Source organism: Nocardia sp., from assembly GCF_025465275.1.
Taxonomy (GTDB): Bacteria; Actinomycetota; Actinomycetes; order Mycobacteriales; family Mycobacteriaceae; genus Nocardia.
On the sequence record NZ_JAODNK010000220.1, the window covers coordinates 1 to 19,273 of the forward strand.

At 66.8% G+C, this 19,273-nt stretch carries 15 protein-coding genes; 5 read left to right on the plus strand and 10 right to left on the minus strand.

Annotated features, from left to right (window positions below; all coding sequences use genetic code 11):
* Positions 1-294: 294 nt before the first annotated feature.
* Complete coding sequence (gene tatB / locus JWN03_RS43465) at positions 295-717, plus strand: Sec-independent protein translocase protein TatB (RefSeq protein ID WP_297628492.1); 423 nt, start codon at positions 295-297, stop codon at positions 715-717.
* A gap of 59 nt (positions 718-776) precedes the next feature.
* Entirely contained in the window at positions 777-1,613 is an 837-nt protein-coding gene (locus tag JWN03_RS43470) for a hypothetical protein (protein ID WP_297628494.1), read from the plus strand.
* A gap of 43 nt (positions 1,614-1,656) precedes the next feature.
* Here the strand turns inward: JWN03_RS43470 and JWN03_RS43475 are convergent, their stop codons facing one another.
* From JWN03_RS43475 to dapE, 6 genes are all read right to left on the minus strand, one after another.
* On the minus strand, positions 1,657-2,580 hold the full coding sequence (locus JWN03_RS43475; RefSeq protein ID WP_297628497.1) for a glucosyl-3-phosphoglycerate synthase: 924 nt from the start codon (positions 2,578-2,580) through the stop codon (positions 1,657-1,659).
* Positions 2,577-3,449 (minus strand): dihydropteroate synthase, encoded by an 873-nt coding sequence (folP, locus tag JWN03_RS43480; RefSeq protein WP_297628499.1) that lies wholly within the window; start codon positions 3,447-3,449, stop codon positions 2,577-2,579. Before folP ends, JWN03_RS43475 begins: the two co-directional genes overlap by 4 nt.
* Before the next feature lie 167 nt (positions 3,450-3,616).
* Complete coding sequence (locus tag JWN03_RS43485; RefSeq protein ID WP_297628501.1) at positions 3,617-5,386, minus strand: long-chain-acyl-CoA synthetase; 1,770 nt, start codon at positions 5,384-5,386, stop codon at positions 3,617-3,619.
* 111 nt (positions 5,387-5,497) lie between these two features.
* Positions 5,498-6,049, minus strand: a complete 552-nt coding sequence (locus JWN03_RS43490) for a TIGR00730 family Rossman fold protein (protein WP_297628503.1) — start codon at positions 6,047-6,049, stop codon at positions 5,498-5,500.
* Complete coding sequence (locus JWN03_RS43495; RefSeq protein WP_297628504.1) at positions 6,043-6,840, minus strand: TIGR00730 family Rossman fold protein; 798 nt, start codon at positions 6,838-6,840, stop codon at positions 6,043-6,045. Before JWN03_RS43495 ends, JWN03_RS43490 begins: the two co-directional genes overlap by 7 nt.
* A 208-nt stretch (positions 6,841-7,048) precedes the next feature.
* The gene (gene dapE / locus JWN03_RS43500; protein ID WP_297628506.1) at positions 7,049-8,152 is read right to left on the minus strand and encodes a succinyl-diaminopimelate desuccinylase; all 1,104 of its coding nucleotides are present in this window, start codon (positions 8,150-8,152) and stop codon (positions 7,049-7,051) included.
* 61 nt (positions 8,153-8,213) lie between these two features.
* Between dapE and dapD the strand changes: the two genes are divergently transcribed.
* Positions 8,214-9,170, plus strand: coding sequence for a 2,3,4,5-tetrahydropyridine-2,6-dicarboxylate N-succinyltransferase (gene dapD / locus JWN03_RS43505; protein WP_297628508.1), 957 nt, complete (start codon positions 8,214-8,216; stop codon positions 9,168-9,170).
* Between the two features lie 60 nt (positions 9,171-9,230).
* On the opposite strand, the gene JWN03_RS43510 is transcribed toward dapD, so the two are convergent.
* The gene (locus JWN03_RS43510; RefSeq protein WP_297628510.1) at positions 9,231-9,602 is read right to left on the minus strand and encodes a PPOX class F420-dependent oxidoreductase; all 372 of its coding nucleotides are present in this window, start codon (positions 9,600-9,602) and stop codon (positions 9,231-9,233) included.
* Positions 9,603-9,660: 58 nt separating this feature from the next.
* Entirely contained in the window at positions 9,661-11,088 is a 1,428-nt protein-coding gene (locus JWN03_RS43515) for an acyl-CoA synthetase (RefSeq protein ID WP_297628512.1), read from the minus strand.
* A 163-nt stretch (positions 11,089-11,251) separates the two neighbouring features.
* Between JWN03_RS43515 and JWN03_RS43520 the strand changes: the two genes are divergently transcribed.
* Positions 11,252-12,112: an oxygenase MpaB family protein gene (locus tag JWN03_RS43520; protein ID WP_297628513.1), complete on the plus strand. Its 861-nt coding sequence runs from the start codon at positions 11,252-11,254 to the stop codon at positions 12,110-12,112.
* Here the strand turns inward: JWN03_RS43520 and JWN03_RS43525 are convergent, their stop codons facing one another.
* Positions 12,113-12,745, minus strand: a complete 633-nt coding sequence (locus tag JWN03_RS43525; protein WP_297628515.1) for a TetR/AcrR family transcriptional regulator — start codon at positions 12,743-12,745, stop codon at positions 12,113-12,115.
* 146 nt (positions 12,746-12,891) lie between these two features.
* Between JWN03_RS43525 and JWN03_RS43530 the strand changes: the two genes are divergently transcribed.
* Positions 12,892-13,758 (plus strand): oxygenase MpaB family protein, encoded by an 867-nt coding sequence (locus tag JWN03_RS43530; protein WP_297628517.1) that lies wholly within the window; start codon positions 12,892-12,894, stop codon positions 13,756-13,758.
* 5 nt (positions 13,759-13,763) lie between these two features.
* Here JWN03_RS43530 and JWN03_RS43535 read toward each other — a convergent pair.
* A partial coding sequence (locus JWN03_RS43535; protein WP_441343172.1) for a condensation domain-containing protein occupies positions 13,764-19,273 on the minus strand: 5,510 nt, incomplete at its 5' end.

Consider the following 19,273-nt stretch of genomic DNA (forward strand, 5'->3'; position numbering starts at 1 on the left):
TCATCGTCAAGGTCGGCGACCGCGATGTATCCGGTCCCGACGAGCTGACGGTTGCCGTGCAGTCCAACCAGATCGGGCAAACCGTGACGGTCCGCCTGATCCGCGACGGCCGTGAGGTCGACGTCCCCGTCACCCTGGAATCCGACTGAGAGACGTGAACCCCAAGGTTCGAGGCCCGTCTCGTTCTGGACTGAGTGGAGCGGAGGAGCGCAGCGGGGGAGCGGAGGGAGGGAAGAACGAGACTCCCAGGGCCTCGGACCCGCCCGAAGCGAAGCGTAGGGCAAGATAGACCGAGTGTTCAGCAGTTTTGGCTTTGGCGAGTTGCTGATTCTGCTCGTCGCCGCACTCGTAATCCTCGGTCCGGAGCGCTTGCCCGGCGCTCTGCGCTGGGCGATGAATGCGCTCAAGCAGGCGCGTGATTACGCGACCGGCGCGACGCAGCAACTCAAGGACGAGCTGGGTCCGGAATTCGAGGAGATTCGCAAGCCACTGGAGCAGTTGAACGAACTGCGCAGTATGAATCCGCGCTCGATGGTCACCAAACATCTTCTCAATGGCGATGATTCATTGCTGAACGATCTCACGGACTTGACGAAGGGCAATTTCGACAAGCCCGTCACGCCTGCGAGCAGCAGTTTCGAGAACTACTCCATGCCGAAACCACAGCAGCCGCTGGAGCGTAACGAACGCCCGCCGGTCGATCCCGACGCCACTTGATCTTCAGTTCGTCAAGCGGACTAGACACCTGCGGCTGTTCAGGTATCTAGACTGCGCTCATGTCGGCCGACGAGGTGGCACGGGTGTTCGCGATCGAAGATAAGGTCGAGCGCCTAAAAGCCGCCACCGAAGGCGTGGCGGCAGCGCAGCAGGCCATCAATGAGCTGACTCGCATCCGCCGCGCCGTGATTCGTGAACTTCATGCCGAAGGCTGGACGTTCGCCAGAATCGGTGCGGCGGCCGGACTTTCCCGGGCGCGCATCCATCAGGTCAGTACGCAGGGCCCGGTGCCGGAGGGGTTGTTCTTCGGGCACGGGCCGCTCACCATTCTCACGCCGGACGTGCGCAGCACCACCCGCACGCTCGCCCTGGTGGGCGCTCCCGATGCCGCGGCGCCGCATCGCCTGGTGGAACTGCTGCGGGAACTCGGCTTCACCGCAACCGTGCAGCGCTTCCTGCCGGGCCGCCCCCTCGATCTGGACCGGGACGGCCTGATTGTGCTCGGCGGGCCCGAATTGTCGCCCAGCCTGCGCTATCTCGTGGCTGCCGATCCCCGCCTGCGCCGCACGGTGGCGCGCGCGGGACGGGTCCGGCGCGGTATCGAGGATCGGGCCGCGCGCCGCGTCTACCGTCCCGGGGGCACCGAGCCCTACGACATCGCCTATCTGGCCAGACTCCCCAGACCGGACGGGAAGGGCACGGTGCTGGTCATCGACGGCCTGCACCCGCCGGCATCGCTGGGCGCAATCCGTTTGCTGGCAACACGTTTGGCCACCCTGCACGAGCGCGCGGCCACCCACCCCTTCTCAGCGGTGGTGGGTGTCCGCTACGACCGCAATACCGGCGAACCGATCGAAGCGGACCTGCTCACCCCGATCTACCGTCACGATCGCTGACCCGCTCCGTCATCCCGGCATGCTTTTGGCCGGGACCCACACCTCAGGCCGCGGCCGACTCGGGTCGCAGCGTATTCATCGGCGGCCGATCTGCCAAGGAAACTTCCGTCGACTGCGCGGTGAATTCGCCTCCGACGAGCGGGAACTGGGTTAGCGCCGCACCGGAGTCGGCGACGCCGGCCCGGCCCAGCACGGTGCCCAGGATCTGACGGCTCATGACCCCGAGTTCCGACAGCGGCCGGTTGCGGTGCTGGCGCACACCGAGATTCACCTGGCCGATGGCGGACAGTCCCAGCATGTCGTGGGTGTCCAGCAGCAGCCCGATCTCCACGCCGTAACCGGGCGCGAAGGGTACGGCGGTGAGCAGTTCGCGCGTGCCCGCGTATTCGCCGCCCAAGGGCTGCAGCACATTCGAGAGCTGCGGGCGCAATGCGGCGAGCAGCGGGCGGGCCACCAGTTCGGTGACGCGGCCGCCGCCGTTGTCGTCGATGGTGGCGCCCTGCCGCAGCGGACGGCGGTAGTACGCCTTCACCAGGTGCATACCGTCCACGGTGAGCAGCGGGCCGAGCAGTTTCGGTACGAACATCGGATCCGGGTCGATCAGATCCGAGTCGACGAAGGCCACCAGATCACCGGAGGTCACGGCCAGCGAGCGCCAGAGCACCTCACCCTTGCCTGGGACCGGCTCGAGTTCGGGCACGGCCTGTTCCCGCGTGACCACCCGCGCACCTGCGGCCTGTGCGCGTTCGGCGGTGGCATCGGTGGACCCGGAGTCCAGGACGACGAGTTCGTCCACGAGCGTGCCGAGCAGGGGCCGAATGCTGGCCACCACGGCGGCGACGGTGGCCTCCTCGTTGAGGGCGGGCAGCACCACGGAGACGGTGCGGTCGCCCTTGGCGGCCACGAGTTCCTCGACCGTCCACCGCGGACGGTCCCAGCTGTTGGTTTTCACCCAGTTCTTGTTCATGCCAAACCTCGCAGGGTGCGGGCGGGTGGGCGCAGGCCCTGAATCGCGGCGATCATGTCCACAACACGTCGGGTGGCTGCCACTTCGTGTACCCGGAAAACTCGAGCACCCGCGGCGGCCGACCATGCAGTCGCTGCCAATGTGCCCTCCAATCGCTCGGATAGCTCGACACCAAGAGTCTCTCCGATGAAATCCTTATTACTCAGCGCCATCAAGACAGGCCATCCGGTATTCACAAGAACGTCCACAGACCGCAACAATTCAAGCCCGTGATACGTGTTTTTGCCGAAATCATGCGTGGGATCTATAAGTATCGAATCTTTTGCCACTCCGGCCGCAGCCGCGCTCTCGGCCGCCGCCACCACGGTTTCGGTGACCTCCGCCACCACATCCGCATAGCGCACTCGATGCGGGCGAGTCCGCGGGACGGCCCCGCCGGTGTGACTGCAGACAATTCCCGCGTTCAGTTCCGCCGCCACCCCGACCAGTTCGGGATCGGCCCCGGCCCAGGTGTCATTGATCAGATCCGCGCCCTCGAGCACGGCAGCCCGCGCGACATCGGCGCGCCAGGTGTCCACACTGATCAACAGGTCCGGAAACCGCGCCCGGATCTCGGCGACGAACGGCACCACCCGGCGGGCTTCCTCGGCGGCATCCACATCGCTACCGGGTCCGGCCTTGACGCCGCCGATATCGACAAGATCGGCCCCTTCGGCCACAGCGCGCGTCACCGCCGCCATGGCGGCCTCGTCACTGAAGGTCGCGCCTTTGTCATAGAACGAGTCCGGCGTCCGGTTCACGATCGCCATCACGAGCGCCCGATCCGTCGCCACCGGCTTCCCGCACAATGTCGGCAACGGCGCACACATGCCCAAGACTGTATCTATTTGCCCTCCGCTTCGCTTCGGGCGGGTTCGCGGCCCTGTTACCCCGTTCTTCCCTCCCTCCGCTCCGCCAAGGCGCAGGTCTATGGAGCCGTTCGCTCCCCCGCTCCACTCAGTCCAGAACGGGGCGGGCCGCGAGCTTGGGGTGAGGGTCAGGCGCGCGGAGCTTTGGCTGCGGCTACGTCGGCGGGGTATTCGGGGTAGGAGGGGACGTAGCCGTCGGTTCGCCCGGCGAGGACGTAGAGGGTGCTGCTGTCATCGGTGGTGAAACCCTGATTGCGGAGCTCCACCTTCCGGCTCTTGTAGGTCGAGGTCTGCTCGAGTTCGGCGACGACCCGAATGAAAAGGGGGACAGCGTAAGTGGGCAGCCGGTCGTAAAGCACCTTGGCGGCGACCTTGCCATCGAACTCGGCGCCGGCGGCGAGGGTCACGGCGGCCATGCCCGCTTTCCCGTCGGTGCCGGGGATCTCGACGCCGTAGACCACCGCCTCGCCGATGGCGTCCACGCCGCCGAATGCACCCTCCACCTCGGTGGTTGCCACGTTTTCGCCCTTCCAGCGGAAGGTGTCGCCGAGGCGGTCGACGAAGGCGATGTGACCCCAGCGCTGATCGCGGACCAGATCGCCGGTGTCGAACCAGCAGTCACCGGACTTGAAGCCGTCCCGGACCAGTTTGGATTCGGTTGCGGCACTGTCGGTATAGCCGTCGAACGGCGATGAGTTGGTGACCTTGGCGAGCAGCAGTCCGACACCGCCGGGGCGGACGCGGCGCAGTGTGCCGTCGGGTCCCCGCTTCGCCTTGCCGGTGCCGTCGTCGTAGTCGACGATGGCGAACGGCAGCGGGGTGAATCCGGCGGTCCTGTCGAGGCTGAACGCATTGATGAAGGCGACGTTTCCCTCACTGGCGCCGTAGAACTCGACAATGCGCTTGATGCCGAAGCGGCTGTGGAATTCGTCCCAGAGTTCGGGGCGCAGCCCGTTGCCGACGGCCAGGCGCACCTTGTGCATGCGGTCGGTGCGCTTGGGCGGCTGGTTGATCAGGTAGCGGCAGAGTTCGCCGATGTAGATGAAGGCGGTGGCCTGATTGGCGATGATCTCCTCCCAGAAGCGGGAGGCCGAGAACTTGCGTCCCAGTGCGAGTGTCCCGCCGCCGGCGATGACCGCGGACAGCGCCACCGTGAGCGCATTGTTGTGATAGAGCGGCAGGCAGCAGTAGAGGGTGTCGCCCCCGTTCAGCCGGACACCGAGCCCGCCGATGCCCGCCATGCTCTTGGTCCAGCGCAGATGCGTCATGACGCTGGCCTTGGGCAGGCCGGTGGTGCCGGAGGTGAAGATCAGGTAGGCGCGTTCCCCGGCCGTGATCTGCGCGCACACAGCGGGATTCGCCGCGTCGGCGGTGCGGGCGGCGGTCCCCAGATCCTTCGACCACAGCAGGCTCGGGCGCGGTTCGGTGAGCGTGTCCAGGGCGTCGGCGCACTCCTCCCCCACCACATCGAGCACCGAGTTCAACAGCCCGAAACTGTGCTGCAGCACCGTATCTCGCTGATTGTGATTGAGCAGCCCGGCGGTGGCGCCGAGTTTCACGACCGCCAGTGCGGTGAACAGCGCCTCGGGCCGGTTGGTCAGCAGGATGCCGACCACATCGCCGCGCCGCACCCCGCGTTCGGCCAGCACGTGCGCGTACCGGTTCACCTCGGAATTGGCTTCGCCCCAGCGGTATTCGCGGCCCTCGAAGCGCAGGAAAGGCCGGTCCGGATGTTTGGCGGCGGCGCGCTGGAAGAACAGTCCGATCGACGCCTTGCTATCGGATTTCACCAGCATGTGCACGGCATTGCGCGCCATTCCGGGAGCCTGCAGTGCCATGCCGGGCAGGCTGCGGACCAAATCCATCAGGCTGACCGTCGAATGGGCGTCGGTATTCACTTCGCTGTGCTCCTCACCGGGTCGTGCTCGCTCACCACACAATTACGGAAGTACCCCGGGTTGTCGAGCGAAACCCACCGGTCCGATCAGGCCTCGGGGCTGAGCATTCGGTCAGGCCTCCGGACTGAGGGCCGCGAATGCCTCGGCGAAGTCGCTGGTCACGATCACGCGGTCGAGGGCGGTGCGCCCGGCGAAACCGCGCTCGGCCAGTTCCTCGAGCCAGGCGAACAGGCCGCGGTAGTGACCGTCGGGGTCCAGGACCACCACCGGCTTGTCGTGCATACCCAGGTAGGCCCCCGTCCAGGTCTCGAAGAGTTCCTCGAGCGTGCCGAGCCCGCCGGGCAGGGTGAGGAAGGCGTCGGCGCGCTCGTCCATCACCTGTTTCCGCTCGCGCATGGAGTCGGTGACTATGAGCTCATCGGAGTCCACATCCGCCATTTCGCGGTGCACCAGCTTCTTCGGGATGACGCCGACGGTTTTCGCGCCCGCCTCCCGCGCTGCCGTCGCGACCGCGCCCATCATGGAGACGTGTCCACCGCCGGACACCAATTGCCAACCGCGACGGCCGATTTCGGCGCCCACCCGGCGGGACAACTCCAGCACCGCCGGATCGTCGACACTGGCCGAGCAGTACACGCACACCGAATACGGCTGGCTCACCACTGATCTCCCGTTCCGGCGGCGGCATCCATCTGGGCGCGGGTATCGGCGGCCTGCTGCACCAGGGCGATGACCTCGTCCACGCTGTCGGTGACGTGGATCAGGTTCATATCGCCGGGCGCGATCTTGGCGGAGCCGAGCAGTGAGTCGCGCAGCCAATCCACCAGTCCCGCCCAGTATTTGGTGCCGAACAGGATGATCGGGAACTGGTTGATCTTGTGCGTCTGCACCAGGGTGAGGGCCTCGAACAGTTCGTCCAGGGTGCCGAAACCGCCCGGCAGGCAGACGAAGGCCTGCGCGTACTTCACGAACATGGTCTTGCGCGCGAAGAAGTACCGGAAATTGATCCCGAGATCGACCCATTCATTGAGGTGCTGCTCGAACGGCAGCTCGATGCCGAGTCCGATCGAATACCCGCCCGCCTCGGAGGCGCCGCGATTGGCGGCCTCCATGGCGCCCGGCCCGCCGCCGGTGATGACCGCGAACCCGCCGCGCGCCAGCGCCCCGCCGATGGCCATGCCCGCCTGATACTCCGGCGATTCCGGCGTCGTGCGCGCCGACCCGAATACCGCTACCGCGCGCGGCACCTCCGCCAAAGCCCCGAAGCCCTCGACGAATTCGGCCTGGATGCGCAGCACCCGCCACGGATCGGTATGCACCCAATCCGCCGGTCCCCGCTCATCCAGCAGATGCTGATCGGTGGTCCCGATCCCGACCTTCCGGTCCCGCCGCAGCATTATCGGCCCGCGATACTGCGGCGTCCTGGCACTCGGAATCTCACCCTCAGCAGACATGCAGCCACCTTAGCTCTGTCTAATTTGCCCTCCGCTTCGCTCCGGGCGGGTCGGGGCCCTGTTACCCCGTTCTTCCCTCCCTCCGCTCCTCCAAGGCGCAGGTCTATGGAGCCGTTCGCTCCCCCGCTCCACTCAGTCCAGAACGGGGCGGGCCCCGACCTTGGGGCGGATGTCTTTGAGGGCGGCGGTTTAGGGGTGCGATCTCGCGTCAGGCCTTGTCTCCGCGCAGGTAGCTGCGGAGCATGGAGGTGACCTGGGTGATCTGGGCCACCGGGAGGTGTTCGTCGCGCTTGTGGGCGAGGTTGGGGTCGCCGGGGCCGAAGTTGACGGCGGGGATGCCGCGGGCGGCGAAACGGGAGACGTCGGTCCAGCCGTATTTGGCGCGGACGCCGCCGCTGCCGTGCGCGTGCACGATTTCGATGAGGTCCTTGGCGGCCGGGTTGGACAGGCCGGGGAGGGCGCCGGGGGCGCCGTCGGTGCGTTCGAAGCCCAGTTCCAGGCCGGAGAAGACCTCGCGCACATGCTCGGTGGCCTCGTCGAGGGTGCGGTCGGGTGCGAAGCGGAAGTTCACATCGACCTCGGCCACATCGGGCACCACATTGCCCGCGACACCGCCGGAGACGCGCACGGCGGACAGGCCTTCGCGGTAGACGCAGCCGTCGATCTCCACCTCGCGCGCCCGGTAGCCGGAGAGGCGCTCCAGTACGGGTGCGAGGCGGTGAATGGCATTGTCGCCCAGCCAGGCTCGTGCGGTGTGCGCGCGCACGCCGGAGGTGGTGAGCCGAATCCGCAGGGTGCCCTGGCAACCGGCCTCGATCCAGCCGCCGGAGGGCTCGCCGAGAATGGCGAGGTCGCCCTCCAGCCATTCGGGCAGTTCGCGTTCGATGCGGCCGAGTCCGTTGAACTCGGCGGCGATCTCTTCGCAGTCGTAGAAGATGAGCGTCAGATCGTGCACCGGATCGGCGACGGTGGCGGCCAGGTGCAGGAACACCGCATCGCCGGACTTCATATCGACACTGCCGCAGCCCCACAGCTGCCGCTCGCCGTTCGCGCCGACTTCGAATCGGCTGGGCACATTGTCGGCAATCGGCACGGTGTCGAGGTGCCCGGCGAGAATGACGCGCGTGGCCAGACCGCGGTTGGTGCGGGCCAGCACGGTATTGCCGTGCCGCAGAATTTCGAACCCCCGGGTTTGCTCGCGTACTGCCCGCTCGACGATATCGGCGATCACCGTCTCGTCCTTGGACACGCTGGGAATATCCACCAGAGCAGCGGCGAGGTTTATGGGATCGGCGCTCAGATCGATGGTCACCCACTCCACCCTAAAGGAGGGGTTCCCTACTGCACAGTTGCTGAAGGTAACCTTGACGGCCGTGAGCACTCAGGGAGCAGTAGCAGTCGGCCTTGCCACGATCACCGCCAATGGAACGGTCCTGGACACCTGGTACCCGTACCCGGAACTGAGTGATGTGACCGATACCGGGTCGAAGCGCCTGGACGCCTCCGATGTCGAGTACGCCAAGTTCGCCGAAGTGGCCGGGGTCGATGAGGCCCGCCGGGTCGAGGTCGTCGTGGTGCGCACCAGCATTGCCGATCTGTCCGCCCCGCCGGTCGACACCCACGACGCGTACCTGCGGCTGCACCTGCTCTCGCATCGTCTGGTCCGCCCGCACGGCCTGAACCTGGACGGCATCTTCGGTCTGCTCGCCAATGTGGCGTGGACCAACCACGGCCCGTGCTCGCTCGAAGAGCTGGAGCTGACCCGCCTCAAGCTGCGCGCCCGTGGCCCGGTCACCGTGTACAGCGTGGACAAGTTCCCGCGGCTGGTGGACTACGTGGTCCCGTCGGGTGTGCGCATCGCCGACGCCGACCGGGTGCGCCTGGGCGCGCATCTGGCCTCGGGCACCACGGTCATGCACGAGGGCTTCGTGAACTTCAATGCCGGCACGCTCGGCAATTCCATGGTGGAGGGCCGCATTTCGGCCGGTGTGCTGGTCGGTGACGGTTCCGATGTCGGCGGCGGCGCCTCCATCATGGGCACCCTGTCCGGCGGCGGTAAGCAGGTCATCTCGCTGGGCGAGCGCTGCCTGCTGGGCGCGAACTCGGGTCTGGGCATTTCGCTCGGCGACGACTGCGTGGTCGAGGCCGGCCTGTACGTCACCGCCGGCACCAAGGTCACGCTGCCGGACGGCGCGGTGATCAAGGCCGCCGAGCTGAGCGGCAAGGACAACCTGCTGTTCCGCCGCAATTCCGTGACCGGTGCGGTGGAAGTGGTGGCGCGCAAGGGAACCGGCATCGAGCTGAACGCCGCACTGCACGCCAACGACTGATCTTCGGCACTGCTGCTGTGCCCCTTGCGGTTCGATCCGCAAGGGGCTCTTTTTTGGCTGCTACTCGATGCCGAAGGCGATGATGCGCTCCGGGGTGATGCGGATCAGCTCCGGCGAGCCGCCGGGGATGTAGGTTTCGACATCGCGCAATGCCTGTGCGGTGCCGCGGATTTCGAGGCAGCGCACGGTCCAGGGATTCACCGAGGGCACATCGTCGACGACGAAGGCGACCCGCTCCTCCTTGGTCAGATTGCGGAACTTCTGCGAGGCGCCCATATTGTGGCCGGCGATATCGATGGTGCCGAGCGCCTCGTTGTAGCGGAAGCCCACCGGATTGTTCTGCGGTGAGCCGTCCGGGCGAATGGTGGCGAGCCGGCCGAGCCGCTGACCGGCGAGGTATTCGAGCTGCGCGGGCGACAGTGTTGCGATCATATAGGCGACGTTAGGACCTCGAGTGCGGTTCAGGTCAAGCGCAACGCCCGTTGTTCACTCAGAGCAGCAGCTTCTTCTGCACCTTGCCCATGGCATTGCGCGGCAGGGAATCCACCACCCGCACCTCGCGGGGCCGCTTGTGCGCCGAGAGTTCGGCTCCCACATGGTCGATCAACTGCTGCGACACGGAATCACCTGCACCGTCCCGCAATACAACGTAGGCGACAATGCGCTGCCCCAGATCGTCATCGGGCAATCCGACAACCGCCGTCTCGGCCACGGCGGGATGTCCCAGCAGCGAGGTCTCGATTTCCCCCGCACCGATGCGGTATCCACCGGATTTGATGAGGTCCACCGACTCCCGCCCGACAATGCGGTGGAAGCCCCCGGTATCGATGACGGCGACGTCACCGGTCTTGAACCAGCCGTCCTCGGTCCAGTTCTCCGCCGTCACCTCCGGCCTGTTCAGGTATCCGTCGAACAGCATGGGACCGCGGACCTGCAGCCCGCCGACGCTCTCACCGTCGTGCGGCACCGGGTGGCCTGCTTCGTCGACCAGCCGCGTCTCGACACCGGCGACGGTCGTGCCGACCCAGCCGGGCCGGCGTTCGCCGTCGGGACGGGTAGAGAGCGTGATCATGGTTTCACTCATGCCGTAGCGCTCGAGCGGAGCGTGTCCGGTGAGTGCGCGCAACCGCTCGAATACCGGGACCGGCAGCGGCGCACTTCCGGAGACGAGAATGCGCGCATCCGCCAATTGCTTTGCCGCGTCGGGATCTTCGGCGATGCGGGACCAGACTGTCGGCACGCCGAAGTACATGGTGCCGGGTGCGGCGGCATACGCCTCGGGCGTGGGCTTACCGGTGTGGATCAGCGGGCTGCCGACCCGCAGCGGCCCCAGCATGCCGAGAATGAGCCCGTGCACATGGAACAGCGGAAGTCCGTGCACCAGTACATCGTTCGCCGTCCAGCCCCAGGCCTCGGCGAGGGCGTCGAGTCCGGCCGCAATGGCGCGCCGGCTGAGCATCACACCCTTCGGCGCACCGGTGGTCCCTGAGGTGTAGAGAATGAAAGCCGTTGTCTCGGGCGCGGGTTCGGCATAGGTGTGCCAGGACCGCGCATGCGTGCGCACCGGCACAACCGGCAGTTCGCTGCCCGCCGGAGCCTCGCCCAGCCAGGCCTGTGCTCCCGAATCCCGCAGGATGTGCGCGAGTTCCGCGCTGCCCGCATCCGGCGGCACCGGCACGACGGTGACGCCGGCGATGAGGCAGCCCACCACCGCGAGCACCGTGCTGACGGTGGGCCGGGCCAGCACCGCCACCCGATCGGCCTGGGCGACCCGCTCGGCGACGGAGGTGGCGCCGCCCAGCAGATCGCTGCGCGACAGCGTCACCCCCTCGATGGTGACGGCATCCGGAATATCGGCTCCGGCGGCCACGGCGGCCGGATTCAGCGAGCTCAGCAAAAGCGGCGACCTGTACGACACGCGCTTACGCTACCGAATCGCCGTGCGGTGGCCAGTGCGTGTACCGCAGGAGCGGCATCGAGACACGAATCGGGTGCGAACATGCCAAGTCGGTTGACAGGTGAGCCGAGTGGGTAAGAAAGTTTGTGTATAACCTTCTCACCCCCCGAGGATGTGGTCAACGATGACCAGGCCGCTTCGCGCTACGCCGCACACGACCGAGACCGCCGACCAGCCACCCATCGATATCCGGCAGTTCCTCGACGGCGCCGTCGGACTGCTCGGCGGCGCGGCGAATGTGATCATGCAGCTCTCCCTCCGGCCCGTCGGCTACGGCGTGGTCGAGAGTCCGGTGGAGAGCGGGAAGGTCATGGTCCATCCGATCAAACGCCTGCGCACCACCGTCACCTATCTGGCGGTCGCCCTGCTCGGCACCGACTCCGATCGCGCGGCCTACCGCGCGGCCGTCGACACCTCGCATCGGCAGGTGCGTTCCCGCCCCGGAAATCCGGTGAAGTACAACGCTTTCGATCCCCGGCTGCAGCTCTGGGTCGCGGCCTGCCTCTATTGGGGCGCCAAGGATCTCTACGAGCGCATGCACGGCGAAATGAATCCGGCCGATGCCGACGCGTTCTACCGGTACTCCGCCCGCCTGGGCACCACGCTGCAAATGCGCCCGGAGATGTGGCCCGCCGATCGCCCCGCGTTCGAACGCTATTGGACCGAGAATCTGGCCGTCACGGTCATCGATCCGAAGATCCGCGCCTACTTCGAGGACCTCATCGATCTGAAGATGATGCCAGCGCCGGTGCAGCTGGCCTTCGGCGGCATTCACCGCTTCTTCGTCACCGGCCTACTGCCGCAACATCTTCGGGACGAAATGGGGATGACCTGGTCGCCGCGTCAGGATCGGCTGCTGGCCCGGACGCTGCGCGCCCTCGGCGCGGCGGAGGCGGTGGCACCTACCCCGGTGCGCAGCTTCCCGCTCAATGTCTATCTACTGGATATGCGCCTGCGCCGGCGGCTGGGCCGCCCGCTGGTGTGATCAGTAGATCCGGAATCCCGGCACCACATGATCGACGGCGAATCGGCGCAGCGCCGCTTCGTCGTCGAGCGGAATGACCGTCTGCGGTGTCAGCGCCAGGGAGAGCGCGCTGCGCGCGATCATCTCGGCCAGTGGCAGCGGATCATATTCGGGGAGTTTGCCTTCCGATTGCAGGCGCGTAATGAATTCGGCGAGATAGTCACGGCCCAGTTCGATTACGGGTGCACCCTGCACGGTGAGATAGGGCAGCACCATTTCCGGTTCGGTCTTGAGCAACCGGTCCAGCAGTTGATTGCCGCGCAGCCCCTCGATGAACGCGACGAACAGAGCGACGATCTGATCCTCGGCGCTGGCGTCCCGCTCGATCTGCGAGTGGATGGCGGCATCGGCGTCGGCGATGAACTGCCGGGCCTGCCGCAGCCCGACGGCCTGAATCAGATCGGATTTGCCGGCGAATCGCCGATAGAGTGTGGCGAGGGACAGCCCGCCGCGGCGGGCGACCTCGACCATGCTGGTGCGCTTGATTCCGAAGTCCAGGAAGGCCACCAATGCGGCATCGAGCACCTTGGCCTGATTGCGGTCCTCCGGACCGGATCCGCGGACGAGCGGCAGGAGTTTGGCCAGCTTGGCCATGGTCCGGCCCCTTTCGAGTCGCGAAGATACGATGAGGCACCAATCATCGCACATTGACAGTATTGCACCTCGATGAGAAGGTGAGAGCAAGAGTTTCTCACACTCTCCTCATTGGTGAGGAGTGACGACGAGGAGTCGAGTCAACGATGACCGCCCCGCTGCGCAAGTCCTTCGATGATGCTTCCGGTCTACCGGAGCCACTCACTCCGGAAGCTGTCCGTGAACACATCGACGGTGTCGCCGCCTTCCTCGGCGGCGCGGCCAATGTCATCATGCAGCTGTCGCTGAAGCCCGTCGGCTACGGCGTCATGGAGAGCGATGTCCGCAGCGGCAGCGTCATGCTGCGCCCCATCAAGCGGCTGCGCACCACGCTCACCTACATCGCCGTCGCCATGATCGGCAATGACGATGATCGTGCCGCCTACCGCGAAGCCGTCAATACCTCGCACCGCACCGTGCACACCAAGCCGACCAGCCCGGTGAAGTACAACGCCTTCGATCCGAAGCTGCAGCTGTGGGTGGCGGCCTGCCTGTACTGGGGCATCGACGATATGTACCACCGCATGCGCGGGCCGATGGATCCCCAAGTGGCAGAGGCCTTCTACCGGTACGGCGCCCGCCTGGGCACCACCCTGCAGATGCGCGAGGAGATGTGGCCGCCCACCCGCGACGCGTTCTACGCGTACTGGGAGGAAACCCTCGCCACCCGTCATATCGACGAGCCGACCCGGGCGTACTTCAATGCCCTCACCGACCTGAAGATGCTGCCGTATCCGCTGCAGTTCCTGTTCGGTGGTCTGCACCGCTTCATCGTGACCGCCCTACTGCCACAGCATCTTCGAGAAGAGATGGGCATGACCTGGACGGCGCGCGACGAACGCTACTTCGCCGGCTTGCTGCGGCTGATCTCCGCGGTGTGGACCCGCATGCCGCAGGTGATCCGGATCTTCCCGTACAACTTCTATCTCGCGGATATGCGCCTGCGCCGCCGCTTCGGACGGCCGCTGGTCTAGGGGCGTCATTCGGCCAGGCCGGGCAGGGCGACCAGCGTCGCCGAGCCCCAGGGCTCCGGCACGGCCGCATTCGTGATGACGGCCTGCAGGTCGGGCAGCGCGGCCGGATCCAGGTCGCCGAGCCGCGCAGGTGCGGTCAGCAGGTGCGTGACCCACTCCTCGGCGAGCGCGGTGCCGAGGTCGATATCGTTGTCGGGCAACACTATCGACGCGCCCGCCGCACCGGCGGCCACCAGCTCGAGCACCGCGAGCGGGCCGTCCGCGCGGCCCAGGTGGTAGGTGCGCGATTCGAAGGTCAGCTCCGATTCCAACCGCACCCGATCGGCCATGGCGGCCAACTCGTCATAGGTCATTGCCGGGGCACCCGCAGTCGCGAATGCCGTATCGCCGCCGCGCAGCACGGCGGTTCGATGCGCATAGGTCACCGGGCGCGCGGACTGCGCCGAGGCTTCGGCGGCGACTGCCGAATCGTCCAGGGACAACCAGTCGATGCCCGGCACCGATACCGGTGCGCCGCCTGTCAGGCCGACCTTCACATCCAGCCCGATCGGCGGTAGCGAATCGACGGCCCGCAACGGGACCAGCGCCGCGCCGGTCTTGAGCACCGCCCATGCGGCCACCGCCAGCTCGACACCACGATCGAGGCGCACCGCGACGCCGGAACCGGGCCCGCTGCCGCGCTCGATCAGTACTCGCGCCAATCGTGAAGAGCGCGCGTCGAGTTCGGCATACGACAGTGATCTGTCACCCCAGACCACGGCCGGGTCGCCCGGATCTTCCTCGACCACCGACAGCAGGGAGTGCGGTAACTCCGCGCCACGCGCACCCGCCCGGCGCAGCAGGACATCCGTATTCGGCTGGGCGCGTTCATGTTCGGTCGCCTCCCGGAGGTCGATATCGCACACCGGCAGGTGTGGGTCCGCGGCGACGGCGGTGAGTATGCACTGCAGGCGATTACCCAGCGCGACCATGGCGCTGCGGTCGAAAAGGTCTGTGGCATAGGAGAACACCACCGCCAGCTTGCCAGTAGTGCCGTCCGCGGCACGCAGCGGTTCGACTCCGATCTGCAGATCGAACTTCGCCGCCGCCAGCTCCGAGTCCCAGGCCGCGACGGTCAGGCCCGGTAGCTCGAGGACGGCGGTCTCGGTGTTCTGCAATGCCAGCACGACCTGCAGCAGCGGATTCGCGGCGGTGCGACCAGCGATATCGGCGACCATTTCGAACGGCACATCGGCATGCGCGAAGGCCGATAGGTCGGTGTCGCGGGCCGATTCGACCAGATCGTCGAACGAGACCGAGGCGTCCACGGTGGTGCGCAGGGCCAGCGTATTGACGAACATGCCGACCAGATCGTCGAGCGTCCGTTCCCCGCGCCCGGCGATCGGGGTGCCGATCACAATGTCGGAACCGCCGGATATACGAGCCAGCAGGACCGCGACGGCGGCGTGCACGACCATGAACAGTGACGCATTATGGCGGCGCGCAATCTGATTCAGGTCGGCATGGACATCCGCGCCGACCGTGAAGTCGACGATCTCGCCCGTCATCGATGCGACAGCCGGGCGTGGGCGATCGAGCGGCAGCAGTGCCGTTTCGGGTAGGTCTGACAGCTGCCCGCGCCAGTACGCCAGCTGTTGTGCCGCAATGGAATTCGGATCAGAGTCGGAGCCCAGAACGGTGCGCTGCCAGACGGCGAAGTCGGCGTATTGCACCGGCAGCGGAGTCCAGCCCGGCAGCTCGCCGCTGGTGCGCGCCCGGTAGGCGGTCATCAGATCGCGGGCGAGCGGGGCCATGGAGGCGCCGTCGGCGGCGATGTGATGGGCCACCAGCACGAGCAGGTAGTCGTCCGGATCGTCGCCGGTAATGAGCCCGAGCCGCACGGGAACGCTTGCGGCGACGTCGAATCCGGTGCCGACAAGTTCGGCGACCCGAGCGCCGATATCGGTGACCGACTCCGGCCGAAGTCCATCGGGCAGTACGTCGGCAACCGACAGCACCTCCTGGAAAGGTGCACCGCCGGGACCGGATTCGGGGTAGCGGGTGCGCAGCACCTCGTGCCGGGTCAGCACATCCTCGACGGCCCGGCTCAGCGCCGCCACCTCCAGCGCGCCGTTGAGGCGGATGACCATGGGGATGTTGTACGCCGGTGAGCCGGTATCGAATTGATTGAGAACCCACATGCGCTGCTGCGCCAGCGACAGCAGCACCCGAGCGGCAGATTCCCGCGCATACGCGACCAGCGGCGGTCGTGCCGCCGCGCCCGTCGCCGCACCCGGCACGATACGGGCCGCCAGCTCGGAAACCGTTGCCGTCTCGAATAATTCGCGCACCGAGACGGCTGCCTCGAGCGCCTCGTTGATCCTGGACACCGCGCGCGTGGCGATCAGCGAATTGCCGCCGAGAGCGAAGAAGTCGTCGTCCGCGCCGACCCGATCGACTCCGAGGAGTTCACCGAAGACTCCGGCCACGATCTCCTCGATCGGAGTCGACGCGGCGCGCAAACGCTTGGCCTCGAACATCGGAGCCGGAAGCGCTTTGCGATCCAATTTGCCGGAGGAATTGAGCGGGAGGGCATCCAGCACCACAAAGGCGGACGGAACCATATAACCGGGCAGCACACGCAATAGCGCGGCCTTCACAGTACCGACATCCACCACGGCGGCCGGTTCGCGAACCACATAGCCGACGAGCTGATCGCCGGTATGAATATCGTTGCGCACCACCACAACCGATTGGCCGACGCCGGGTTGCGCCAAGAGCGCGGCCTCGACTTCGCCGAGCTCGATCCGCAGTCCACGCAGCTTCACCTGGAAATCGGTGCGCCCCAGATAGTCCAGCTCACCGTCCGACGTCCACTTGACCAGATCACCTGTGCGGTACATGCGTTCACCGGGCATCCCCCGGCCCCCGAACGGATTGGCCACGAACCGATCCGCAGTCAGATCCGCCCGCCCCAGATACCCGGTCGCCAACTGCGCCCCCGCCAGGTACAACTCACCGGCAATGCCTGGCGCGACCGGATGCAAGCGCGAATCCAGCACGTAAACCTGGGTATTCCACACCGGTCGGCCGATCGGCACCAACCGCATATCGGCATCTACCACCTCGTGATGGGTGACATCCACCGCAGCCTCGGTCGGCCCGTACAGATTGTGCACAGCGGCCCCGGTCAACTCCCGCACCTTCTGCGCAATCACCCCGGGAAGCGCCTCCCCGGAGGCAAACACCCGCCGCAGCGAAGTCCCCCCGCCATCCCAGCGACCCAGCACGCCACTGTCATCCCGGCGAAGCAACGCGCCCCCGTCATCCCGGCGAAGCAACGCGCCCCCGTCATCCCGGCGAAGCAACGCGCCCCCGTCATCCCGGCGTGCTTGTGGCCGGGATCCCCCGCCACTCCCGAGCTCGGCCACGAACGCCGCGAGCATCGAGGGCACGAAGTGGGCTGTAGTAATCCCCTTTTCGGCGATCACCCGCGCGAGATACGCGGCATCACGATGCCCGCCGGGCGTGGCCACAACCAGGCGCGCGCCGATCTGCAGCGGCCAGAAGAATTCCCAGACGGACACGTCGAAGGTCGCCGGAGTCTTCTGCAGCACAGCGTCACTCGTGGTGAGCCGGTACTCGGCCTGCATCCAGAGCAGGCGATTGACAATGGCCGCGTGCGAGACGGCTACCCCTTTGGGGCGACCGGTGGAGCCGGAGGTGAAGAGGAGATACGCGGTGTTACCGGACCGCAGCGGTTGCGTCCGTTCATGATCCGCGATGGGCGCACCGCTGAAGCGGGCCGCCTCCTCGAGATCGTCGACCCGGAGTACCGGAATCCCGCGACCGCCGGCGGTGAACCCGCCCCCCAGCGTTGTCAGGACCATACGGGGCTGAGCGATATCGAGAATGTACTCATTGCGATCGAGCGGCTGATCCGGGTCGAGCGGCACATACGCCGCTCCGGCCTGAATCACAGCGTAGATCGCCACGACCAGTTCGGTCGAGCGCCGCATAACCAGTGCGACAGTCGATTCCGGCCCGATCCCCGCGGCGATCAGGCGGCGCGCCAGGCGGTTGGTCCGCTCCGACAACTCACGGTAGCTGAGCCGCTCCTGCTCGAAGATCAGCGCGGTCGCCTCGGGGGTAGCCGCCACCTGCGCCTCGAACAGCGAAACCAGCGTCGCCGCAGTACCGTTCGGCAGATTCGCCACGGCATTCACATCGAAGCCGGTGGCATTCCACTCGCCGAGCACCCGCTGCCGATCACTGTCGGCGAGCAGATCGATATCCCCGACCGCGAGCCCCGGATCGGCCGTCACCGCCGCCAGTACCCGCTGGAACCGCTGCGCGAATGCCGCGATCGTCGGCTCGTCGAAAAGATCCAGCGCATAGGAGAATTCGGCCGCCAGCCCAGTCGCGTCGCCGCGTTCATCGTGGGATTCCTGCATGGTCAGCTGCAGGTCGAACTTGGCGAACGGTATCTGCAGATCCGCGCCCGCCACGGTCAGCCCCGGCAATTCCAGCCGGGTGGGCGCCATATTCTGGAATGCCAGCAGCACCTGGAACAGCGGATTGCGCGCCTGTGAGCGTGCCGGGTCGAGCAAATCGACCAGTCGCTCGAACGGCACCTCCGTATGCCCGAAGGCGCGGGCGTCGGCCGCGCGCACCTGCCGCAGCAGCTCCTCGAAACCCATGGCCGGGTCGATATCGCTGCGCAGCACCAGGGTATTGACGAACATGCCGATCAGATCGTCGAGTTCGGCCGCCCCGCGACCCGCCACCGGCGTGCCGATGACGATATCGCGGGTACCGGACAGCCGCGCCAGCAGCACGGCCAGCGCGGAGTGCACGACCATGAAGAGCGTCGTATTGCGGGAGTCGGCGAAAGCGCCTGCCGCCGCATATATTTCACTGTCGATACGGAAGGCGAAGGTGCCGCCCCGGTAGGAGGCGACCGGCGGCCGTGGCCGGTCGAAGGGCAATACCAGCTCGTCGGGCAGATCCGCCAGGGTCTCGAGCCAGTAGGCGATCTGCTGTGCCAGCGGCGATTCCGGATCGTCCTCACGGCCGAGGGTTTCCCGCTGCCACACCGTGTAGTCGGCGTACTGTACCGCCAGTGGAGCCCACGCCGGTTCCCCACCCTGTGCCCGCTGGGCGTAGGCGGTGACCAGGTCGCGAGTGAGCGGCCCCATCGATACTCCGTCGCCGGCAATGTGATGGATGATGGCGATCAGCACATGTTCGTCGGCCCCGATCCGCAGCAGCCGCAATCGGATCGGCGGGGTCGTGGTGATATCGAAGCCCGCTCCGGCCACCTCTCCGACCCGCGTCGAAATGGCGTCCGGGTCCACATCCTCGAGCGAAAGGTACGGCACGGCACGGGGATCCCCGAGCGGCAGGACGAGCTGGTAGCCCTCGCCGTCGACCTCCGGATAGATGGTGCGCAATACCTCGTGCCGCGCAACCAGATCCCGGGCCGCCGCGCGCAGCGCCTCCACATCGATGGCACCGCTCAACCGCACCGCCAGCG

Bases quoted from the DNA above. Each gene is read 5' to 3' on its own strand.
- JWN03_RS43475 (WP_297628497.1), bottom strand. From the start codon at position 2,580: ATGAACAAGAACTGGGTGAAAACCAACAGCTGGGACCGTCCGCGGTGG.
- JWN03_RS43495 (WP_297628504.1), bottom strand. From the start codon at position 6,840: ATGTCTGCTGAGGGTGAGATTCCGAGTGCCAGGACGCCGCAGTATCGC.
- JWN03_RS43520 (WP_297628513.1), top strand. From the start codon at position 11,252: ATGACCAGGCCGCTTCGCGCTACGCCGCACACGACCGAGACCGCCGAC.
- JWN03_RS43470 (WP_297628494.1), top strand. From the start codon at position 777: ATGTCGGCCGACGAGGTGGCACGGGTGTTCGCGATCGAAGATAAGGTC.
- JWN03_RS43525 (WP_297628515.1), bottom strand. From the start codon at position 12,745: ATGGCCAAGCTGGCCAAACTCCTGCCGCTCGTCCGCGGATCCGGTCCG.
- JWN03_RS43510 (WP_297628510.1), bottom strand. From the start codon at position 9,602: ATGATCGCAACACTGTCGCCCGCGCAGCTCGAATACCTCGCCGGTCAG.
- JWN03_RS43530 (WP_297628517.1), top strand. From the start codon at position 12,892: ATGACCGCCCCGCTGCGCAAGTCCTTCGATGATGCTTCCGGTCTACCG.
- folP (WP_297628499.1), bottom strand. From the start codon at position 3,449: ATGTGTGCGCCGTTGCCGACATTGTGCGGGAAGCCGGTGGCGACGGAT.